This is a genomic window from Kribbella sp. NBC_00482, assembly GCF_036013725.1.
Lineage (GTDB): Bacteria > Actinomycetota > Actinomycetes > Propionibacteriales > Kribbellaceae > Kribbella.
Window position 1 is genome coordinate 2,636,904 of record NZ_CP107881.1, and the last position, 18,424, is coordinate 2,655,327.

Annotated in this window: 19 protein-coding genes, 1 tRNA gene and 1 other RNA gene; 12 read left to right on the plus strand and 9 right to left on the minus strand. The window is 67.8% G+C overall.

The features are described 5' to 3' along the window. Positions 1 to 159: 159 nt before the first annotated feature. Positions 160 to 1,743, minus strand: coding sequence for a PIN-like domain-containing protein (locus OHB24_RS13355; protein WP_327639318.1), 1,584 nt, complete (start codon positions 1,741 to 1,743; stop codon positions 160 to 162). Positions 1,744 to 1,895: 152 nt separating this feature from the next. On the opposite strand from OHB24_RS13355, the gene OHB24_RS43285 reads away from it, so the two are divergent. Both OHB24_RS43285 and OHB24_RS13360 read left to right on the plus strand, forming a co-directional pair. Next, positions 1,896 to 2,066, plus strand: a complete 171-nt coding sequence (locus OHB24_RS43285; protein ID WP_442914015.1) for a hypothetical protein — start codon at positions 1,896 to 1,898, stop codon at positions 2,064 to 2,066. Beyond that, complete coding sequence (locus OHB24_RS13360; RefSeq protein WP_442913966.1) at positions 2,030 to 2,230, plus strand: hypothetical protein; 201 nt, start codon at positions 2,030 to 2,032, stop codon at positions 2,228 to 2,230. Before OHB24_RS43285 ends, OHB24_RS13360 begins: the two co-directional genes overlap by 37 nt. A 136-nt stretch (positions 2,231 to 2,366) precedes the next feature. On the opposite strand, the gene OHB24_RS13365 is transcribed toward OHB24_RS13360, so the two are convergent. Further along, positions 2,367 to 2,454, minus strand: a tRNA-Ser gene (locus OHB24_RS13365). Positions 2,455 to 2,503: 49 nt separating this feature from the next. Continuing rightward, entirely contained in the window at positions 2,504 to 3,319 is an 816-nt protein-coding gene (locus OHB24_RS13370) for a TIGR03620 family F420-dependent LLM class oxidoreductase (RefSeq protein WP_327639319.1), read from the minus strand. A 115-nt stretch (positions 3,320 to 3,434) separates the two neighbouring features. Between OHB24_RS13370 and ffs the strand changes: the two genes are divergently transcribed. Both ffs and nadE read left to right on the plus strand, forming a co-directional pair. Then, positions 3,435 to 3,530: signal recognition particle sRNA small type (gene ffs / locus OHB24_RS13375), an RNA gene on the plus strand. Positions 3,531 to 3,574: 44 nt separating this feature from the next. Then, positions 3,575 to 4,393 carry an ammonia-dependent NAD(+) synthetase gene (nadE, locus tag OHB24_RS13380; protein WP_327639320.1) on the plus strand — a complete coding sequence of 273 codons (819 nt, stop codon included), beginning with the start codon at positions 3,575 to 3,577 and terminating at the stop codon, positions 4,391 to 4,393. A gap of 1 nt (position 4,394) precedes the next feature. Here nadE and OHB24_RS13385 read toward each other — a convergent pair whose 3' ends face one another. Both OHB24_RS13385 and OHB24_RS13390 read right to left on the minus strand, forming a co-directional pair. Further along, on the minus strand, positions 4,395 to 4,799 hold the full coding sequence (locus OHB24_RS13385) for a hypothetical protein (protein WP_327639321.1): 405 nt from the start codon (positions 4,797 to 4,799) through the stop codon (positions 4,395 to 4,397). A gap of 2 nt (positions 4,800 to 4,801) precedes the next feature. Further along, entirely contained in the window at positions 4,802 to 5,278 is a 477-nt protein-coding gene (locus tag OHB24_RS13390; protein WP_130386907.1) for a MarR family winged helix-turn-helix transcriptional regulator, read from the minus strand. A gap of 163 nt (positions 5,279 to 5,441) precedes the next feature. Here OHB24_RS13390 and OHB24_RS13395 point away from each other — a divergent pair, with 163 nt between their 5' ends. Then, on the plus strand, positions 5,442 to 7,067 hold the full coding sequence (locus tag OHB24_RS13395) for a long-chain fatty acid--CoA ligase (RefSeq protein WP_327639322.1): 1,626 nt from the start codon (positions 5,442 to 5,444) through the stop codon (positions 7,065 to 7,067). Positions 7,068 to 7,073: 6 nt separating this feature from the next. Here OHB24_RS13395 and OHB24_RS13400 read toward each other — a convergent pair whose 3' ends face one another. Continuing rightward, on the minus strand, positions 7,074 to 7,889 hold the full coding sequence (locus OHB24_RS13400) for an aminoglycoside 6-adenylyltransferase (protein WP_327639323.1): 816 nt from the start codon (positions 7,887 to 7,889) through the stop codon (positions 7,074 to 7,076). Positions 7,890 to 7,929: 40 nt separating this feature from the next. Here OHB24_RS13400 and OHB24_RS13405 point away from each other — a divergent pair, with 40 nt between their 5' ends. The 6 genes from OHB24_RS13405 to OHB24_RS13430 all read left to right on the plus strand — a co-directional run bounded on the left by OHB24_RS13405 (position 7,930) and on the right by OHB24_RS13430 (position 15,016). Continuing rightward, positions 7,930 to 11,031: a DNA polymerase III subunit gamma and tau gene (locus OHB24_RS13405; protein WP_327639324.1), complete on the plus strand. Its 3,102-nt coding sequence runs from the start codon at positions 7,930 to 7,932 to the stop codon at positions 11,029 to 11,031. Positions 11,032 to 11,203: 172 nt separating this feature from the next. Then, positions 11,204 to 11,740: a YbaB/EbfC family nucleoid-associated protein gene (locus tag OHB24_RS13410; RefSeq protein ID WP_327639325.1), complete on the plus strand. Its 537-nt coding sequence runs from the start codon at positions 11,204 to 11,206 to the stop codon at positions 11,738 to 11,740. A 1-nt stretch (position 11,741) separates the two neighbouring features. Next, complete coding sequence (gene recR, locus OHB24_RS13415) at positions 11,742 to 12,341, plus strand: recombination mediator RecR (RefSeq protein WP_327639326.1); 600 nt, start codon at positions 11,742 to 11,744, stop codon at positions 12,339 to 12,341. After that, positions 12,334 to 12,978, plus strand: a complete 645-nt coding sequence (locus tag OHB24_RS13420; protein ID WP_327639327.1) for a DUF5063 domain-containing protein — start codon at positions 12,334 to 12,336, stop codon at positions 12,976 to 12,978. The genes recR and OHB24_RS13420 overlap by 8 nt, the downstream gene beginning before the upstream one ends. A 4-nt stretch (positions 12,979 to 12,982) precedes the next feature. Then, on the plus strand, positions 12,983 to 13,630 hold the full coding sequence (locus OHB24_RS13425; protein WP_327639328.1) for a hypothetical protein: 648 nt from the start codon (positions 12,983 to 12,985) through the stop codon (positions 13,628 to 13,630). A gap of 21 nt (positions 13,631 to 13,651) precedes the next feature. After that, positions 13,652 to 15,016, plus strand: coding sequence for a serine/threonine-protein kinase (locus OHB24_RS13430; protein WP_327639329.1), 1,365 nt, complete (start codon positions 13,652 to 13,654; stop codon positions 15,014 to 15,016). Here the strand turns inward: OHB24_RS13430 and dinB are convergent. Further along, positions 15,013 to 16,215 carry a DNA polymerase IV gene (gene dinB, locus OHB24_RS13435; RefSeq protein ID WP_327639330.1) on the minus strand — a complete coding sequence of 401 codons (1,203 nt, stop codon included), beginning with the start codon at positions 16,213 to 16,215 and terminating at the stop codon, positions 15,013 to 15,015. The two genes, OHB24_RS13430 and dinB, sit on opposite strands and share 4 nt — an antisense overlap. Before the next feature lie 81 nt (positions 16,216 to 16,296). Between dinB and OHB24_RS13440 the strand changes: the two genes are divergently transcribed. Next, on the plus strand, positions 16,297 to 17,508 hold the full coding sequence (locus OHB24_RS13440; protein WP_327639331.1) for an MFS transporter: 1,212 nt from the start codon (positions 16,297 to 16,299) through the stop codon (positions 17,506 to 17,508). Here OHB24_RS13440 and OHB24_RS13445 read toward each other — a convergent pair. Both OHB24_RS13445 and OHB24_RS13450 read right to left on the minus strand, forming a co-directional pair. Further along, positions 17,391 to 17,978, minus strand: a complete 588-nt coding sequence (locus tag OHB24_RS13445; protein WP_327639332.1) for a dihydrofolate reductase family protein — start codon at positions 17,976 to 17,978, stop codon at positions 17,391 to 17,393. The two genes, OHB24_RS13440 and OHB24_RS13445, sit on opposite strands and share 118 nt — an antisense overlap. A gap of 31 nt (positions 17,979 to 18,009) precedes the next feature. Beyond that, positions 18,010 to 18,330, minus strand: coding sequence for an ArsR/SmtB family transcription factor (locus tag OHB24_RS13450; protein WP_327639333.1), 321 nt, complete (start codon positions 18,328 to 18,330; stop codon positions 18,010 to 18,012). Positions 18,331 to 18,424: the final 94 nt, after the last annotated feature.

Sequence of the window (18,424 nt, forward strand, 5' to 3'; positions counted from 1 at the left end):
CTCGTTCAGCGGGGTTCGGGAAAGCCCTTCAGGAGCGCGGATCTGACGAACTGCGATCGTCGGCGACGGTCTCGAACGGTGGCGGATGAGACCCATTCTTGAGACCCTATATGGCGACGCTCCAGCCGAGTCGCCGCCGCAGACAAGGCGAGACAGAGACTAACCTTCAGGATCGCTCCCGCCGTAGTCGTGTTTATGAATGTGGCCCCGCACGGCGTCTACCTTATCCTGCAATCTTCGCGCCTCAGCGTCGTCCACTGGTTCGCCCGATCTGAGGTAGGCGGTCAGTCGTGCTTCCGCCAAAACCAGGTCATATTCCAGGTGGGCGCGATGATTGTCAGGTCGGTCCATCGATTCGGCGCGGCGATCATCTCCGTCGCCGTATCGGGGCCACCTTGAACGAATTTGGTTATTTATTGTAGCGGCACGCGGGGATATTTGTTGCCAGCCATCATCCTCAAGTATCGCGACGTCATCAGCGGATGCGGCATATCGAACAGCGTCGCCCTTGCGGTAAAGCGCTCCAATTCTGGTGTAGCGTCGCTGGATAGCTGAACCGATTTCACCTAGTTCGTGGTCACCTGCGCCGAACTGCGCGGCGGTATGCAGCAGCGTTGCTGCCAATGCGTCCCTCGGTCGGAATAGTCGTTTACCATCCTTGTTCTCTAGGAACGGAAGGTATCCGGAGTCCGCAAAACGCAGCAACTCTCTCTCTGGGATATCGGCAATCTCCGCAGCAGTTACCGCGAAAATTGGCTTCAAGTACACCCCTCCGCCACTTGGGGAATCGCTGCGTCGTGGAACAGGAACATATCGACCAGACGACGCGATGTCGGCCGCTTCAGCCAGCGTTTCCTCACTAACGCTAGCTTGTGCATCGAGATGGGATGGAGCATATTTCAGCAGCTCGGAGACAGTCGTGAGTAGCAGTCGGTGCCCGGTCTCTCGATACATCTCCTCTACCAAGGCGAGATGCGGACCGATCCGGATACTCTTCCTGTCGTAGGTCCAATCGCCCTTGCCAACGTCATTTGTGACGATAAGGACTGGTCCTGGATTGGCCTTTGCGTACCTGATTAATTCGATCCACCAGAGGTAGTCTCCTGTTGAATTCTCGGCTTTCCCTCTGTCCTTGAACCCCGGAGGTTCGGCGGCGTCGATGCGACGCTGACCCTCGGTGGCGTCCTCGGCTAACTGCTCGACTGACGGGGCGATCCCGACTCGTCCGTCGAGTAACTGTGCAAGTAGAGGGTAGACCTCATCATTTCCTCCGGCCACACCGGCTACAGTCAGATCGTATTTTGAGATTGCGTCGTCAATGAACCGAACCGTCTCGGCGGCGAGTTCAGATTGCTTCTCCAATAAGGAACGAACTTCGCCCTCTGCCACGCGTGCCCGCTGACTGAGTTTCCTGATGATCCCGACGCTTTTACCCGACGCCTCGGTAGCGTCCGTGCGCATCTTGTTGAGCTCATCGATCCGCTCCGATACGGCATCGATTCGGTGCACCTGGAATTCGAGCGCGACGTGATGCGGAACGAAGATTTTCTCCCGTAGCCGGTTTAGTACGCTCAGGAACTCCTGTCGGCCAGCGGGTGAGAATCGATACATATCGAGCAATGCGTTGGCATCCAAACAGATGACGCCCTTGGTGTACGCCTCTCGCCAGACCTCTTCGGCCGGGCGTCGATACCCCCAAAACGACTCAGACAATCCAGTCAATCCGACATCGTCGGCCGCCACCAGCGCCTCCCCAGGCTCAACAACTCCGAAGGGTAGACAATAGCAAGGGTCTGCACCGCTGAGCGAAGTTAACGAAGATTCTGCAGGCGCACTGGAAAGACCAGGCCGCCGAAAGGACGCGTGCCCGCCAGCTCTGGAAGGACGAGGGGCGGGTGTTCGCCAAGCGAACCGGAGAGGCGCTCAGCCCGAACATGGATTACCGGGAGTGGAAAGCGATGCTGGCGGCTGCCGGGATTCGTGACGCCGACTACACGATGCCCGGCACACGGCCGCGGCGGTCCTGCTGTTGCTCGGCGTACCGGAGCGGGCTGTCATGGACGTGATGGGCTGGTCCTCGTCATCGATGGTCAAGCGGTACCAGCACGTCACCGCGCCGGCCCGGATGGACATTGCCGAACGTGTCGGCGGGCTGCTCTGGGCGGCCACTGAGGCGGGGGAGGACGACGACCCGGACGAGGCAGCCGGTGGGGTTCTCGTGCCTGCCTGAGAGGGCTGTTGGGACCCTCGTTGAGACCCTGGGACATGAAGAGGGGCCGGACGCTGAGCGTCCGACCCCTCTATCGTTCGTGTCTCCGGAGTCCGAAACCGCGTTCTGACCTGCGGTTTCTTCAGTTCCGAGAGAGTGGCGGAGGATACGAGATTCGAACTCGTGAGGGGTTGCCCCCAACACGCTTTCCAAGCGTGCGCCCTAGGCCTCTAGGCGAATCCTCCAAGGCGAGAGAATACCGAGGGCGCGCGGGAATCCGAAATCGGGGCGCAGCTAGCCGAGGAGCGCGGGGGCTAGGGTGCGCCACTGGTCGATTGGCTGGGGGCCTGTGACGCCGGTGATTACGTTGACTGCGACGTGGTCTGCGCCGGCGGCCAGGTGCTCGGTCAGCTTGGACTTGATGTCGGCTGGGGTGCCCCAGGCGGCGAGTGAATCGACCATGTGGTCGGGCAGCGTGGACAGGTCGTTTTCACTGAAGCCCTGTCGCTTCAGCGAGCTGACGTACCCAGGGATCGTCGTGAAGAAGCTGATGGTGTCCCGTGCGATCGCCCGGGCGCGGTCTGCGTCTGTCTCCAGTACGGCGAGGTGGCTGACGGCCAGGAGCCTGTCCGGTCCCAGGACCTTCCGCGCCTCGGCGGAGTACGCCGCACTGGTCAGGAACGGGTACGCGCCGGTGGAGCGGTCCGCAGCGAGCTTCAGCATCCGCGGACCGAGCGCTGCGAGCAGCCGGCGCTCCACAGGTACGTCCAGCTCGTCCAGGTACGCGTTGAGCGTGGCGATCGGCTTGGCGCCGTGCGCCCCACCCAGTCCGACCGTGAACCGGCCCGGAGCAGCTGCCTCCAACGCGGCGTACGTCGTACTCACGTCGACCGCGCTGTACTTCACCACGGCCAGAATCCCGCTGACGAACTTGATCGCCGTCGTCGCGCCCACCAGATCGGTGATGGTCTGCAATCCGGGCAGCGGCCCGCCGGACAGCCAGATCGCCGGGTACCCGAGCTCCTCGGCCGCCCGCGCCGCCGCGATGGACTCCGCACTGCTGTCGAGCCCGGTCGTGATGCCGAAGGGGCCGAATTGATGATCCGTCACCCATCAAGCTTGACCCGCACGCCCGAGCCGCGCACCCCTGTTCGCTCAGAGCTCAGAGGCCGGCGGATTCGCCGGGTGGATTTCGGACGCGGTGATGGGATCCCGTACACTTGTGGCTGGTTCCCCGCGTGGCGGTATCTCGCCCAATCCCCCAGGGCCGGAAGGCAGCAAGGGTAAGTGAGCTCTTCCGGGTGCGCGGGGAATCCTCATGTCCGGGCACTGTTTAGGCTTGTCCTCCCGAGACAGAGGAGCCCGATGAACCCCGAGAGCCGTTACCTGCAGGAACTGATCATCGCGGAGCTCGGTGTGCCCGCGGCGTTCGACGTGGACAACGAGGTCGAGCAGCGAGTGGAGTTCCTCGCGGAGCGGCTCCGGCGGACCGGTGCGACGGCGTACGTGCTCGGGATCAGCGGCGGCGTCGACTCGGCCACGGCAGGGCGTCTCTGCCAGCTCGCGGCGGAGCGGGTCCGGACGGAGGGCAGTCAGGCGACGTTCGTCGCGATGCGGCTGCCGTACGGCGTGCAGGCCGACGAGGCGGACGCCCAGCGCTCGCTGGACTTCATCAAGCCCGACGAGACCCTGGTGGTCGACGTGAAGCCGGCCACCGACGCCATGGTCGAGGCAGTGCGGCACTCCGGCCTCGGTGACCGTGAGGACTTCCACGTCGGCAACATCAAGGCTCGTCAGCGCATGGTCGCGCAGTACCTCGTGGCCGGCGCCCGCGGCGGTCTGGTGGTCGGCACTGACCACGCGGCGGAAGCGGTGATGGGCTTCTTCACCAAGTACGGCGATGGCGCGTGCGACCTCACGCCGCTGTCCGGGCTCTCGAAGCGCCGCGTCCGCGCGGTCGGCGAGTGGCTCGGCGCGTCACCCGAGATCACCGGCAAGGTGCCGACCGCGGACCTGGAGACGAACAACCCGGGCGTCCCGGACGAGGCGGTGCTGGGCGTGACGTACGACGAGATCGACGACTTCCTCGAGGGCCACGACGTGGACGAGAAGGCCGCGGGCACGATCATCGCGACGCACCGCCGTACGGCCCACAAACGAGCTGTACCTCTCGCCTTCGGCTGAGTCAGGCGGTGTGGGCCAGCTGTAGCTGGCGGACGCGGTTGGCGAGGCGGGCCAGGCGGATGGTGGCGATGTTCCGGTACGCCGGGCGTAGGACTGTCGCGAGCGGGCCGGATTGCTCGAACGTGTGCGTGACGCGGCTGTCCGCCCCGATGGTCCACGTGCCGACCTCACGGAAGCCGGGCACGTGCCAGACGATCTCGACGCGGTCCGCCTCGACTACGGTGTACTGCAGCTCGCCGGAGAGGCCTGGCCGCACGCGGAGCGCGTAGCGGGTCCCAGGGTTCGTCTCGCGCGGGCCGTCGATGGCGAGGAAGGCCTCGTTCCACTCCGGCAGGCCCAGAGCGTCCAGCAGCACCTGCCGGATCGCTGCCTGGCCGGCGTGGATGGTCTCGGTGGCGTGTTCCATGACTAGTTCTCCTGATGGGCGAGTGCGGGACCCCGACGACGGGCCAGGGCGGCCCCGGTCGGGAAGGCGTCGGCCAGCGAACGCAGGGTCGAGATCGTCTCGTCGAGCGCCTGGCCGGCGAGACGGTCGTCCATGGTGCGATGCAGCCTGTTCTCCGCGGTGATGATGCGGCGGTGCAGCGCCCGGCCCTGCGGAGTCAGGCTGAGCGCGAGATAACGCCGGTCGATCTTGTCGATGCCTCGTTTCACCAGGCCCTGCGCGACGAGCCGGTCGACCAGACGGCTCGGGCTGTTGCCGGTCTCGCAGACGAGTAGTCCGCCGAGGGCGTTCAGAGTCAGAGGGCCGTGGTCGCGCAGAACGCGCAGAACCTCTGCCTGGGAAGGCGTGATGCCGAGCGGCCGCAGCTCCGCCGCGAGCAGGCGGTTGCCCTCGCGCTGGATCGCCAGCACGAGATAACGAAGCTCCTCGACAACCTTCATGGCAGATATATTACACGACACGTGTGTCATGTCATCTATCAGCTCTGAGTGTCTTGCTGACTGTTGCCTGAGGCGACGGTTCTGGATGAGTTCCGGATGAGTTCCGGAGAAAGTCCGGTTGAGGTCATGGTCAAGGTGACATCGCGGCTGGCACAGTGTCTGCATGAAGGGTCTGATGCAGAGTTACCAGCTGTCCCTGGACACGATCTTCCGGCGGGCGGAGCAGTTCTACCCGGACAAGACCGTCTACACAGGCGGTCCGGCGCCGACGAAGGTGACGTACGGCGAGTGGGCCGACCGGACCAGACGCCTGGGCGGGGTGCTGGACACGCTCGGGGTCAGCCCCGATGGCCGCGTCGCCACCTTTGCGTGGAACTCGGGGCGTCACCTCGAGCTGTATTTCGCCGCGCCCTGCACCGGCAGGGTGCTGCACACGCTGAACATCAGACTTTTCCCCGACCAGGTCGTGTACATCGCGAACCATGCCGAGGACGAGGTCGTGTTCGTCGACCGGTCCCTGCTCGGGTTGTTCCTGCCGTTGCTGGAGCGGCTGCCGGAGGTTCGCCATGTCGTGGTGATGGACGACCTGCCGGCCGGGGCGCCGTCGGCGGAGATCCCGGACGACCCGCGGTTCCACGACTACGAGGAACTGGTCGCCGCGGCCCAGCCGGTGGAGTTCCACGTCGAGGACGAGAACCAGGCGGCCGCGATGTGTTACACGAGCGGTACGACGGGAAATCCGAAGGGCGTCGTCTACTCGCACCGGTCGACCTGGCTGCACTCGATCGGCGTGCTGACCAACGCCGGGATCGGGCTCGACGAGACCGACACCGTGATGCCGGTCGTGCCGATGTTCCACGCGAACGCCTGGGGTCTGGCGCACGCGGCGCCGATGGCCGGTGCGTCGCTGGTGTTCCCGGGGCCGGACATGAGCCCGCAGGGGATTCTCAAACTGCTCCAGGAGCAGGAGGTCACGCTGTCGGCCGGCGTGCCGACGATCTGGCAGGGGTTGCTGCCGCTGCTCGACGGGGTGGAGTTGCCGAAGCTGCGGAGGATCCCGTGTGGCGGGTCTGCCGTACCGGAGGCGTTGTCGGAGGCGTTCCGCGCGAAGTTGGGCCGGCCGATCCTGCAGGCGTGGGGGATGACGGAGACCAGCCCGGTGGCGACGGCGGCGCACGTTGCCGCGCGGAACAAGGACCTTCCCGAGGAGGAGCAGGCGCACCTGCGGGCGCGGGCCGGTCTGCCGTTGCCGGGGGTCGAGGTGCGGATCGTGGAGCCTGGTTCGATCACGCCGTTGCCGTGGGACGACGAGGTGACCGGCGAGCTGCAGGTGCGTGGGCCGTGGATCGCTGCCGAGTACTACCGGCCGGACGACGGGGTGCAGCTGAACACCGAGGACGGGTGGATGAAGACGGGAGACGTCGCCGCCATCGATCAGTACGGGTCGGTGCGGATCGTTGACCGGACCAAGGACCTGGTGAAGTCGGGCGGTGAGTGGATCAGCTCGGTCGAGCTGGAGAACCTCTTGATGGCCCATCCGGCGGTGAAGGAGGCCGCGGTGATCGGCGTACCGCATCCGAAGTGGGACGAGCGGCCGCTCGCCTGCGTCGTACTCCAGGAGGGCTCGAGCGCGACGGGCGAGGAGATCCTCGAGTACTTGCAGCCGCTGGTGGCGAAATGGTGGCTCCCGGATGCGGTCGAGTTCATCGACGAGGTCCCGAAGACGTCAGTCGGCAAGTTCTCGAAGAAGGACCTCCGCAGCCGCTTTGCCAACTACCACTTGAAGTAAGGACGGTCAGGCGAAGCTGGTGCCGAAATGGTTCTGGAGGTGGGTGAAGGTTGCTTCCACGAAGTCGGTAGGCCACTCGCCGCCAGTTCGTTTGGCGAGGGCAGTGCCACGGGTGACGAATTCGCGGCAGATGTACTGGTTCGCCGCGATGATGTCGGCCGGATCGGTGCCGGCGGCCGGGATGGACTCCAGAGTGGCGCGTTGCTCGTCGGACAGGAATGCGTTCAGGCGCTTGGCTCCGCTGTTGCGGCGTACGCCGCGTTCGGCGAGCATGAGCGCGATGAGCTGGTCGCGTACGACACCGATGCCCTGGTTGCCGACGATCCGCTCGCCGCGTCCGAGCACCGTGACCAGATTGCCGAGGAAGTAGAAGAAGAGATTCACGGTGGCGGCAGGCCAGTAAGGTTCCCCGGGCTGACCGCCCCTCGGCGCGATGTCGCCCTCCGGGAACAGGGTGCCGTCCCGGTCGAACAGCACCCGCACCCCGTCGTACTGGAACCGGTCGAACGCTGCGAGCGGATGCACGATCAGATCGACGTGCAACCAGTCGGCCGTGATCCCGAGCCCGCCGATCAGCCCCGGCAGCCGATCCGCCAGCACGGTCGGCCCGGCGAGCTCCCGCAGTACGTCGTCCCAGTGCTCCTTGAACCAGTCGGTGCTGTCGTCCGTCACCACCAGATGTACGTCGACATCGCTGAAGCGGTCGGCGGCGCCCGTCGCGTAACTGCCGATCAGGTACACCGCCAGGACCCGCTCGTCGCCGCGCAGTACCTCTCCCGCGCGGGTGATCACCGCCTGCTGCCGCTCATCCCCAGTCGTCACCGGACCACCCTAGGACGCGCATCAGGGCGGGGGCAGGGAATTGTCCGCGGGCGGCGCTAGGGTTGCGGGCGTGGAAGCGCCCCTTGCCTTGTACCGCCGGTATCGCCCGGACTCGTTCGCGCAAGTGATCGGGCAGGACCATGTCACCGCGCCGCTGCGGAACGCGCTGAGCAACAACCGGGTCAATCACGCCTACCTGTTCTCCGGGCCGCGCGGCTGTGGAAAGACCACCAGCGCGCGGATCCTCGCCCGGGCGATCAACTGCGAGAAGGGACCGATCGCCGAGCCGTGCGGGGTGTGCAAGTCGTGCACCGACCTGGCGCGCGGCGGGCCCGGCAGTATCGACGTGATCGAGATCGACGCGGCGTCGCACGGTGGTGTCGACGACGCCCGTGACCTGCGCGAGCGGGCGTTCTTCGCGCCGGTCGAGAGCCGCTACAAGATCTACATCATCGACGAGGCGCACATGGTGACCACGCAGGGCTTCAACGCCCTGCTGAAACTGGTCGAGGAGCCGCCGCCGCACCTCAAGTTCATCTTCGCGACCACCGAGCCCGAGAAGGTGATCGGGACGATCCGGTCGCGTACGCACCACTACCCGTTCCGTCTGGTGCCGCCGAAGGTGCTCGCGGACTACATGGCGACCCTGTGCGAGTCCGAGGGTGTGTCGATCGAGCCCGCCGTGCTGCCGCTGGTCGTGCGGGCCGGCGCCGGGTCGGTGCGTGACTCGCTGAGCGTGCTCGACCAGCTGATCGGCGGTGCGGGACCGGCTGGCGTGACGTACGAGCTGGCGGTCGCGCTGCTGGGATTCACGCCGGACTCGCTGCTCGACGCGTGCGTGGACGGGTTCGCGGCGCATGACAGCGCGACCGTGTTCGAGACGATCGAGAAGGTCATCGAGACCGGTCAAGACCCGAAGCGGTTCGCCGAGGACCTGCTGCGGCGGTTGCGGGACCTCGTGGTGTTGTCTGCCGTACCGACTGCTGTGACTTCTGGGCTGATCGAGGCCGCTGAGGACCAGGCGGAGCGGCTGCAGACGCAGGCTGCTGGGATCGGCCCGGCGGAGCTGACCCGGGCGGCGGACATCGTCGCGGAGGGTTTGCTGGACATGCGGGGGGCGACCGCTCCTCGCCTGCAGCTCGAGTTGATCTGCGCGAAGGTGCTCCTGCCCGGCGCCGACGACTCCACGAACGGCATTCAGGCCCGCCTCGACCGCATGGAACGGCGGCTCGCGATCGGAGTGCCGGGCGGCGCGGCGGACGGTGTGGCGGTCGGTGCAGGTACGCCGGACTCGGCGCAGGCAGCTGGTACGCCGGGTGCTGCCGTCACTAGCAGAGCCGCTGCCCGCGCAGCCGCAACCACAGGCAATCGCGCAGCCCCCACAGACCAACCGGCCGCCACGGACACCCCAGCCGCGGCACCCAGCCCAGCCACCCCAGACGACGCAGCCGCTCCGGGAAGCGCAGCCGCTCCGGGTAGCACGGCTGCTCCGGGTAGCACGACTGGTGAGAGCGGTGTGGCTGGCGCGGGCGGCGGTGGGGCTGGCGTCGGTGCGGAGCGCGCTGGCGGTGCGGGACAGCCCGGAGGTGGAGGGCATGCTGGCGGCGCGGGGCGGGCCGGTGGTGCAGGACAGGCGGGCGGTAGTCAGTCCGCCGGGGGCGCGGGTGTAGCTGGTGTTGAGTCGGCAGGCGACCCGGCCGGGGCGTCCGGTGGTGACGCATCTGCGGGCGCTGGGTCTGGTGCTCGGTCTGCGGTGCAGGGCTCTGGTGGTGGGGCGCGTACGGGTGCTTGGGGGGATGAGTCAGCTGTGCAGGCCAGTCCGCCTGCGCAGGTGAGTTCGCAACCGCAGGTCAGTTCGCCTGCGCCCGTCGTACAGCCTTCGCAGTCTGGTCAGGCTGCTGGTGGGGTTGGGGCTGTTGGGTTGGGGGATGTTCGGCGGTTGTGGCCTCAGGTTTTGGAGGCTGTGAAGGCGCAGCGGCGGTTCGCTTGGATCATGCTGAGTCAGAACGCTCAGGTGATTGCGATTGACGATCAGACGCTCACGCTCGGTCTGGTGAATGCTGGTGCCCGGGAGAGCTTTGCGCGGTCCGGGAGCGATGAGATTCTTCGCCAGGCGATGATCGACACCATTGGCGTCGACCGCCGAGTCGAGGCCGTCGTCGATCCGTCGGCCGACCCGGGGGCTGGCGGCGGCTCGGCCGGGCGGCCGGGCCCGCAGGCCGGCGGACCTGGTCATTCGGGTGGTGCCGGCTCGCAGTCCGGAGGCACGGGTGGTCCTGGTGCGGCAGGTCATGGCAGCCCAGTAGCCGATCCAGGCAGCGCAGGCACGAGCGGTCCCGGCGCAGGCGGTCCAAGCGCGCCCGGCGCAAGCGCGCCCGGCGCAAGCGCGGGCGGCGCAAGCGCGGGCGGCGCAAGCGCGGGCGGCGCAAGCGCGGGCGGTCCGAGCGCGGCCGGTCCCGGAGCGGGCGGACCGGGCGCAGGTGGGCCGAGCGCAGCCAGCCCGGGGACGGGTGGAGCCGGAGCAGGCGGTCCGGGTGTGGGCGGAACTGGAGCAAGCGGACCTGGAGTAGGCGGGGCAGAGGCGGGTGCTTCGGAGGCAGGTGGATCCGGGGGGCCAGGGGCAGGTGGGCCCGGCTTGAGTGGTCCCGGGGCGGGTGGCTCTGGGGCAGGCGGTCTGAGTGCGGGTGGCTCGGGGGCAGTAGGTCGCGCTGGTGCGGGCGGTGCTGATTCGGGAGCGGCGGTTGGTGGGGGCCGGACTGGGCAGTGGGGGGATGGGCCTGGGGCGGTTGCTTTGCAGGAGCCGCCGGACTCTGAGTACGACGTACCGCCGGAAGACCCTTGGGAGGACGGGCCCGCACGGCCTGCGCGGCAGCAGGCGGCTCAGCAGCCGCAGCAGTCTGTGGCGGAGCGTCGGGAGCAAGCCGGCAGTAAGCGGCGGGCGGCTGAGGCTGCGGTTGCTGCTGAGCAGGCGCGGCAGGCGGCGAATGCGGCCGCAACTGCTCCTGAGGTACCGCTGACGCCCGAGGAGGAGGCGGACTCGATCGGGGAGGACGACGTCGTGCTGGAAGAGGACTCCCGTTCGCACACCGACCTGCTGCGCGAAACCCTCGGCGCCCAGATCATCACCGAAGAGCCCAACTAAGCCCTCCGACACATCCGAAGAGCCCAGGCCGACGCGCTTATCCACAACCCTGTGGATAAGCGTGGGGAGACTGGTCGGTTTCTGGTTGCCGGGCGGCGGCGCTGGGGTTGTCGGGCGGACCGGCTAGGGTTGAGGCTCGGCAACAAGTAGCGGTTCGGACGAGGAGATCGCAGTGTTCGACGGTGGCGGTGCTGGGGGCTTCGACATGTCCAACCTGCTCGCGCAGGCACAGGCGATGCAGAACCAGTTGATGGAAGCGCAGGCCGACCTGGAGGGTCAGGAGATCGAAGGATCCGCCGGCGGCGGTCTGGTGACCGCCCTGGTGTCCGGCACGGGCGAGCTTCTCAGCCTGAACATCAAGAAAGAGGCCGTCGACCCGGACGACACCGAGACGCTGGCCGACCTGATCGTCGCCGCGGTGCGGGACGCCTCGGAGAATGCGAAGCAGGCTGCGGCCGCCGCGATGGGACCGCTGGCCGGTGGGCTGGGCGGCGCGTTCGGCGGTGACGGCGGCTTCCCCGGATTTGGCGGTGACGCTCCGGCGTCCCCCGCAGGTTTCGGCCTGCCCGGCACCCCGCCGGCGGTCGAGGCGGCCGAGCCAGGCGATGGCCCGGACCAGGACAAGCCGGCGAGTGGCGACAACCGTGGTGGCGTCGGGTTCGTGAACCCGGGGAATCCGGCCGGCGAGCCCGGCCAGAACCCGGGCTGACGTGTACGAGGGGGCCGTTCAGGATCTCATCGACGAGCTGGGGCGGTTGCCCGGTGTGGGTCCGAAGTCCGCGCAGCGGATCGCGTTCCACCTGCTCGCGGCCGACGAGACCGACGTACGGCGGCTCGCGCACGTGCTCGTGCAGGTGAAGGAGAAGGTCAAGTTCTGCGAGATCTGCGGCAACGTCTCCGAGGAGACGCAGTGCCGGATCTGCCGGGACCCGCGCCGCGACCTGAGCCTGATCTGTGTGGTCGAGGAGGCCAAGGACGTGGTCGCGGTCGAGCGCACCCGCGAATTCCGCGGCCGGTACCACGTGCTCGGCGGGGCGATCTCGCCGATCGAGGGCATCGGGCCGGACGAGCTGCGGATCAAGGAGCTGATGCAGCGGCTGGCGAGCGGTGAGGTGACCGAGATCATCCTGGCCACCGATCCGAACCTCGAAGGTGAGGCGACCGCGACGTACTTGAGCCGCCTACTGCGGCCCATGGGGTTGCGCGTCACCCGATTGGCTAGTGGACTTCCAGTAGGCGGTGACCTCGAGTACGCCGACGAGGTGACCCTCGGACGGGCGTTTGAAGGGCGACGATCAATCGATGACTGAACCGACAGATATTGCAGAGCGGGCGCTGAGCACGGACTCCGAGGACCTGGAGGAGTTCGCCGAACAGATCGCCGACCAGGTCCGGAGCTTCCTGATCTCGGTCCGCGACATCGCCGCGCAACCCGACGAGGACGGGGTCGACGAGGGCCTCGCCTCGCTGCCGTACCTGCTGCTCGAGGTGAGCCAGTTGCTGCTCGCCGGCGGCCGGCTCGGCGCGTTCGAGGACTTCGTGCCGGAGGAGCGCTTCGAGAGCGACGCCGGCCCGGACCCGGACCTGGACACGATGCGGGACCGGCTCGCGGTGCTGTTCGAGGGCCTGGACGAGTACGCGGAGGTCTTCGATCCGTACGCCGCTCCGCCGGAGATCACCGTCAACCGGCTCTCCGACGACCTCACCGCGATCGCGACCGACCTGGTGCACGGCCTCGCGCACTACGAGGAGGGCCGGGTCACCGAGGCGTTGTGGTGGTGGCAGTTCTCGTACGTGTCCACGTGGGGTGCGGCTGCGAGCGCCGTACTGCGGGCCATCCAGTCGCTGATCGCGCACGACCGGCTGGAGCCGGCGCACGACGCGGAGACCGAGGCGACGGACCGTGAGCTCGTCGAGGTCGCCGAAGAGGCCGTCCAGCGCCGCTGAAGCGATGTCTGTTCTCGAACTCGTACGGCGGTTGCCCGAGCCGGCCGTCGTACGGCGGGTGAGTCGTGCGCTCGCGGTGCTCGATCTGGTGCTGAACGACGACGCGTCGACCAGGTACTACGAGTTCGACGCGCGCTGGTCCGGTACCGAAGAGGCTGCCCTGATGCGGGACGGGTCGGGGAACGAGTACTCGATCGTGTTCTCGCCGGACGGGACGTTCGCGTACGGGTTCGATCACGAGTCGCCGATGTCGCCGTACGTGAACGAGATGAAACCCTGGCCCGGGCTGCTGGACGGCGTCCCCGAGGTGTTCCACGCGCAGCGGGACGACAAGGCGTTCTGGGATGAAGCGCCACGAGCGACGGTGTGCTTCTGGCGTACGGCGGAAGACACCGCCTGGCGTTGCGGGCCGGTGGAGAACGTCGACGCCGACGGAGCGGACCGGCTCTTCGAACTGGTCGCGGACGGCCGGCCCGAGGCCTACCTGACCTTCGCCGAGGACTACTACGAACAATCGCTGGACCTCGATGCCGTCCGGCACGTGTACGCGCTGATGCCGTTGACGGAGTACGTCGTCACGTCGCTCAATCGCCAGCGCCGCTTGGCCGATCTCAAGGAAAGCATCGCCGAGATCGGTTACCCGCGGTCCTGAGGCGCGTTAGCGTGACGCCTGATGACAACGCATCCGCAGGATCCGGCGGTCGTCGGGCCGTTCGCGATCCAGGGGCGGCTCGGCCGCGGTGCGATGGGCGCGGTGTACCTGGCCCGCTCGCCGGGCGGGCGGCTGGTCGCGGTGAAGGTGGTCCGCGACGAACTCGCCGGCGACTCGGGATTCCGGGCGCGGTTCGCCCGCGAGATCGACGCGGCGCGGAGAGTCAGCGGTGCGTTCACGGCGCCGGTCGTCGATGCCGATCCGGCGGCGGACCGGCCCTGGCTGGCGACCGAGTACCTGCCGGGACCCACGCTGCAGAAGGCGATTGAGACTTCAGGGCCGTTGACGCCGGACGCGGTGCGGTCGCTGGCGAGTGGGCTGGCCGAGGCGCTGGCGGCGATTCACGCGAGCGGTCTCGTGCATCGCGATCTCAAACCGTCGAACATCGTGCTGACCGGCAACGGGCCGCGGGTGATCGACTTCGGGATCGCGCGGGCGTTGGAGGAGGCGAGCCTGACCGCGACCGGGATGGTGATCGGTACGCCGGGGTACTTGTCGCCGGAGCAGATCACCGGGACGGGCATCGGACCGGCCAGTGACGTGTTCGCTCTCGGCGCGGTGCTGGTGTTCGCGGCGTCGGGGCGCGGACCGTTCGCGACCGGGAGCCCGGCGTCGTTGCTCCATCGGATCGTCAACGACCAGCCACACATCCCGCCGTTACCGGGGCCACTGGGCGACGTCGTACGCCGGTGCCTCGCCCGCGATCCCGCGCAACGGCCGACGCCGGCCGAAGTACTGCAGATCCTCGGATCCACCGCACCCCTGAACCCGCCGACGAGCGTCCTCCCACCACCGACCAAAGTCCTGCCACCGCCGCCACCCAAGTTGGTTGAGGCGACCTTCGAGACCAGCCGCACGCGACCAATCGTCTTCGCGGCGACCAGCACCGTCCTCTGGCTCGCGTTCATCCCCGCCGACCCGCAGGTCAAAGCGCTCCACCCCGTCCTCTCGTCTGTCTCCGCCCTGATCTCCCTCGCCTTCTTCTGCCTCGCCGTCCGCTACTGGATCCTCGCCCTCAGACCAAAAGTCGTACTCCGCCTGTCGTCAGCAGGACTAACCGTCAGCCGCAAAAGAAAGCAGGCCACCGTCCCGTGGCACGGCGTCACGCGGCTGCGCATCGGCGGAGACATGAAGCGCCCGTGGCTGGTCGCCTGGCTCGAGCCGCCGTACGAGAACCAGCTCCCGGTCTCCCGCCACCATCACGGCGGTCTCCGCATCTACCCGATAGCCCACGGCGGATCCCAGAACCGAAGAAGAACCCAGGTGAACGAACTCCGCGCCGCCCTCAACTGGTACGCCGCCCACCTCCACGACAAATCGTTCTAGTCAGGGAGCATCGGCATCTCCAAGCCCTGTGACTTGCCGAGGAGGATGCCGCGGGTGATGGCGTTGGTGCCGAACTTGTCCTTGACCTGGTCGAGAGCGGAATCGAGCTCGTTGTTGGCGGCCTTGTCGAAGGGGAGCGCCAACTGGAGCGCGGCCTCGTTCTCCAGGTTGCCGACGGAGATACCGATCATCGTGAGGCCCTGGGCGGTGATCAGCGGGTTCGCCGTGCGCAGCAGCGCGCGGGCGGTGACCAGGATCGCGCGCGTCTGATCTGTTGCCTGAGGCAACGTGTGGGAGCGGGTGGCGCGGGTGAAATCGTCGAAGCGCAGGCGCAACGTCACCGTTCGGCCGGAGCGGCCCGCGGAGCGCATCCGGCGACTGACACGGTCGACGAGCCCTGCGAGTACGGCGTCCAGCGTGGCCGGCGACTTCGGCGAACGGCCCAACGCCCGTTGCGACCCGATCGACCGGCGCCGTCGGCCCACCTCGATCGGACGCGGGTCCCGGTTGTGCGCGAGGGCGTGCAGATGCCGCCCGGAGGCCCGCCCGAGCATCGCGACCAGCGCCCCCTCGGGCAGCATCGCGACATCGCCCACCTTGGTCAGCCCGCGATTCCGCAGCTTCTCCGCCGTCACCTCGCCGACGCCCCACAACCGCGAGACATCCAACGGATGCAGGAACTCCAGCTCCCGGTCCGGCGCTACCTCGAGCAGGCCGTCCGGCTTCGCGACGCCGCTCGCGACCTTCGCCAGGAACTTCGTCCGCGCCACCCCGACCGTGATCGGCAGTCCGACCCTCGACAGCACCTCCGCGCGCAGCCGTCTGGCGATCTCCACCGGAGTACCGCGGATCTTCCGGAGGCCGGCCACATCCAGGAACGCCTCGTCGATCGAGAGCCCCTCGACCAGCGGTGTGGTGTCCTCGAAGACCTTGAACACCGCCTTGCTGGCTTCGGAGTACGCCGACATCCGCGGCTCGACCACGATCGCGCCCGGGCAGCGACGCAACGCCTGCCCGCCGTTCATCGCCGTCCGCACGCCGAACGCCTTGGCCTCGTAGCTGCAGGCGAGCACCACGCCGGCGCCGACGATCACCGGCCGGCCGCGGAGGCGTGGGTCATCGCGCTGCTCGACCGACGCGTAGAACGCGTCCAGATCGGCATGCAGGATGGTCGCCGCCTGCGCTTCGGGCACGAACATATGTTCGCATAAACCGGGGACATTTGAGATAGGGAGAATTCCCGACGCGGTGGACATCGATGTCAGGAAAGAATGAGTCCTATGGACCTGACGGCGTACCGCGATCTCTGGAAGACCCAAGGCGTGATGGCGCTGCTCGCCTCGGCCTTGATCGCGCGGTTGCCGGTATTGGCGACGATGGTCCCGTTGGCGTTCCTGGCCAAGGACGCGGCCGGCAACTTCGGCTGGGCCGGTGTGGTCGCGGGCGCCTACTCGGTCGGTACGGCGTTTGCGAGCGTCATCTGGTCCCGGATGGCGGACCGTAAGGGCGCGCGCAAGGTAGTGATCGGCACCGGGATGGCCTGGGGTGTCTGGATGGCAGTGCTCGCTCTGCTGCCGTACAGCTGGTACCGGCTGCTCCCGGTCGCGGCTGCCCTGGCTGGTGTGTTCGTCGCGCCCGTGACGTCCGCACTGCGCGCCAACTGGCCGCGGATCGTGCACGGCTCCCGACTTCGTGCGGTGTACTCACTGGACGCCACGGCACAGGAGCTGCTGTTCGTCTTCGGTCCGATGCTCGGCGCGATCATGGTCAGTTTCGCGAGTCCACGGGCCGGTCTGCTGGCCTGCGCGGTCACGGCGGCGGCAGCGATCTGGTGGTTCGGTCTGAGCCAGCAGTCCGGCGTACCGCATGACGAAGAGGCTGGTCCGCGTCCCACTGCCTGGCAGCTGGTGGTCCATCCGCACCGGACGCCGATCCTGATCGCCTGGGCGTGTCTGGTGATGGGGTTCGCGTCGATGTCGCTCGGCATGGTCGCCGTCGCGGACGAGCACGGCAACCGGCTGATCGCGGGCATTCTCGAGACGGTCGCAGCGGTCGGCAGTGTGACCGGCGGCGTGATCAACGGCGCCCTGCCCGGCGGACGTACGTCGTCCGTGTGGCGGCGGATGCTGTTGCTCGCCGCACTGGTCGCCGTCTGCATCTTCGCGACGTCGTCCGTGGTTGCGTTGGCGATCGGGATGTTCGCCGCCGGCTGCATGATCGCGCCGACGGTGGCTGCCCTCTACGAACGCATCGGCGCGCTCACGCCGACGTCCGCGCACACCGAGATCTTCGGGTGGGCGCAGAGCGGTGGAATGGTTGGCTCGGCCGTCGGATCCGCCGTCGCCGGCGCAGTGGTCGAGGCGTTCGGCGTTCGCTACGCGTGGGTCCTGACCGCGGGCCTCACCGTGCTCGCGACCCTGTCCCTGCTCCGTGTTCCGCCCCATCGGCCGCTCGACACCAGCGCCGTCGACGGCGCCGCGGTCGCCGCGTAACGCACGCGATAGTTCGCCTCCAGTACACCGCCGTCGCGGGCGCACATCGAGATCAGCTGCAGGTGCCGCCGGTCCAGGAGCATGCCGCGACCCGCGGGGACCGGGTGGATGAGCAGGGAGATCTCGTCGAGCAGGCGCCATCGCAGCAGCGAGCGGACCAAGGTCAGGCTGCCGATCACGCGCAGGTCGTCACCCGGCACGGCCTTGAGAGCCGACAGCACCCGGCGGGTGTCGCCCTGCAGCATCTCGGTGCCGGGGCGTGCAACGACGGGACGGGATCCGACGACGAGGTTCCGGGTGTGCTCGAGTCCGTCGAGCGAACCGGCGTACCGCTCGAACGTACGCCGGCCCCACAGCACGGTCCCGTCCTCGGGCATCAGTTGCCCGATCGCCGGTCGTGCCAGCCACTGCTCCGGTCGTTCGACGATGCCGTCCTCGGACATGCACAGCCTGCCCACGATGTTCCGCATACCACCTGAGATGCAGGTAATGCCTCGAAGGTTATGTCCGGCGGCCGCGGTGCAGTTCGGTCTCCAGGGCGTCGAGCCGGTTCGTCCAGAACTTGCGGTACTGGTCCAGCCAGCTGTCGATCTCCCGCAGCGGCTCGGGGTCGACGGCGTACAGCCTCCGCGTGCCGTCGACGGTCACGGTCGCGAACCCGTTGTCACGCAGCACTCTGAGGTGCTGGGACACGGCCGGCTGGCTGATGCCGAACTCCGCGCCGATCGTGCCGGCGATACTGCCGGCCGGCAGCTCGCCGTCGGCGAGCAGCTCCAGGATCCGGCGCCGGACCGGGTCGCCGAGAATGTCGAACGCGTGCACCGGTACAGTATTTCAGCGATGACTTATATGGACAAGTACCGCTGACCGGTTGCTGGTCAGCCGGTAGGCAACGGTCAGGTCACGGCTAGAATGA

Bases quoted from the DNA above. Each gene is read 5' to 3' on its own strand.
- OHB24_RS13390 (WP_130386907.1), bottom strand. From the start codon at position 5,278: ATGAAGGTTGTCGAGGAGCTTCGTTATCTCGTGCTGGCGATCCAGCGC.
- OHB24_RS13395 (WP_327639322.1), top strand. From the start codon at position 5,442: ATGAAGGGTCTGATGCAGAGTTACCAGCTGTCCCTGGACACGATCTTC.
- OHB24_RS13445 (WP_327639332.1), bottom strand. From the start codon at position 17,978: ATGCGGAACATCGTGGGCAGGCTGTGCATGTCCGAGGACGGCATCGTC.
- OHB24_RS13430 (WP_327639329.1), top strand. From the start codon at position 13,652: ATGACAACGCATCCGCAGGATCCGGCGGTCGTCGGGCCGTTCGCGATC.
- OHB24_RS13385 (WP_327639321.1), bottom strand. From the start codon at position 4,799: ATGGAACACGCCACCGAGACCATCCACGCCGGCCAGGCAGCGATCCGG.
- OHB24_RS13425 (WP_327639328.1), top strand. From the start codon at position 12,983: ATGTCTGTTCTCGAACTCGTACGGCGGTTGCCCGAGCCGGCCGTCGTA.
- OHB24_RS13440 (WP_327639331.1), top strand. From the start codon at position 16,297: ATGGACCTGACGGCGTACCGCGATCTCTGGAAGACCCAAGGCGTGATG.
- OHB24_RS13420 (WP_327639327.1), top strand. From the start codon at position 12,334: ATGACTGAACCGACAGATATTGCAGAGCGGGCGCTGAGCACGGACTCC.
- dinB (WP_327639330.1), bottom strand. From the start codon at position 16,215: ATGTTCGTGCCCGAAGCGCAGGCGGCGACCATCCTGCATGCCGATCTG.
- nadE (WP_327639320.1), top strand. From the start codon at position 3,575: ATGAACCCCGAGAGCCGTTACCTGCAGGAACTGATCATCGCGGAGCTC.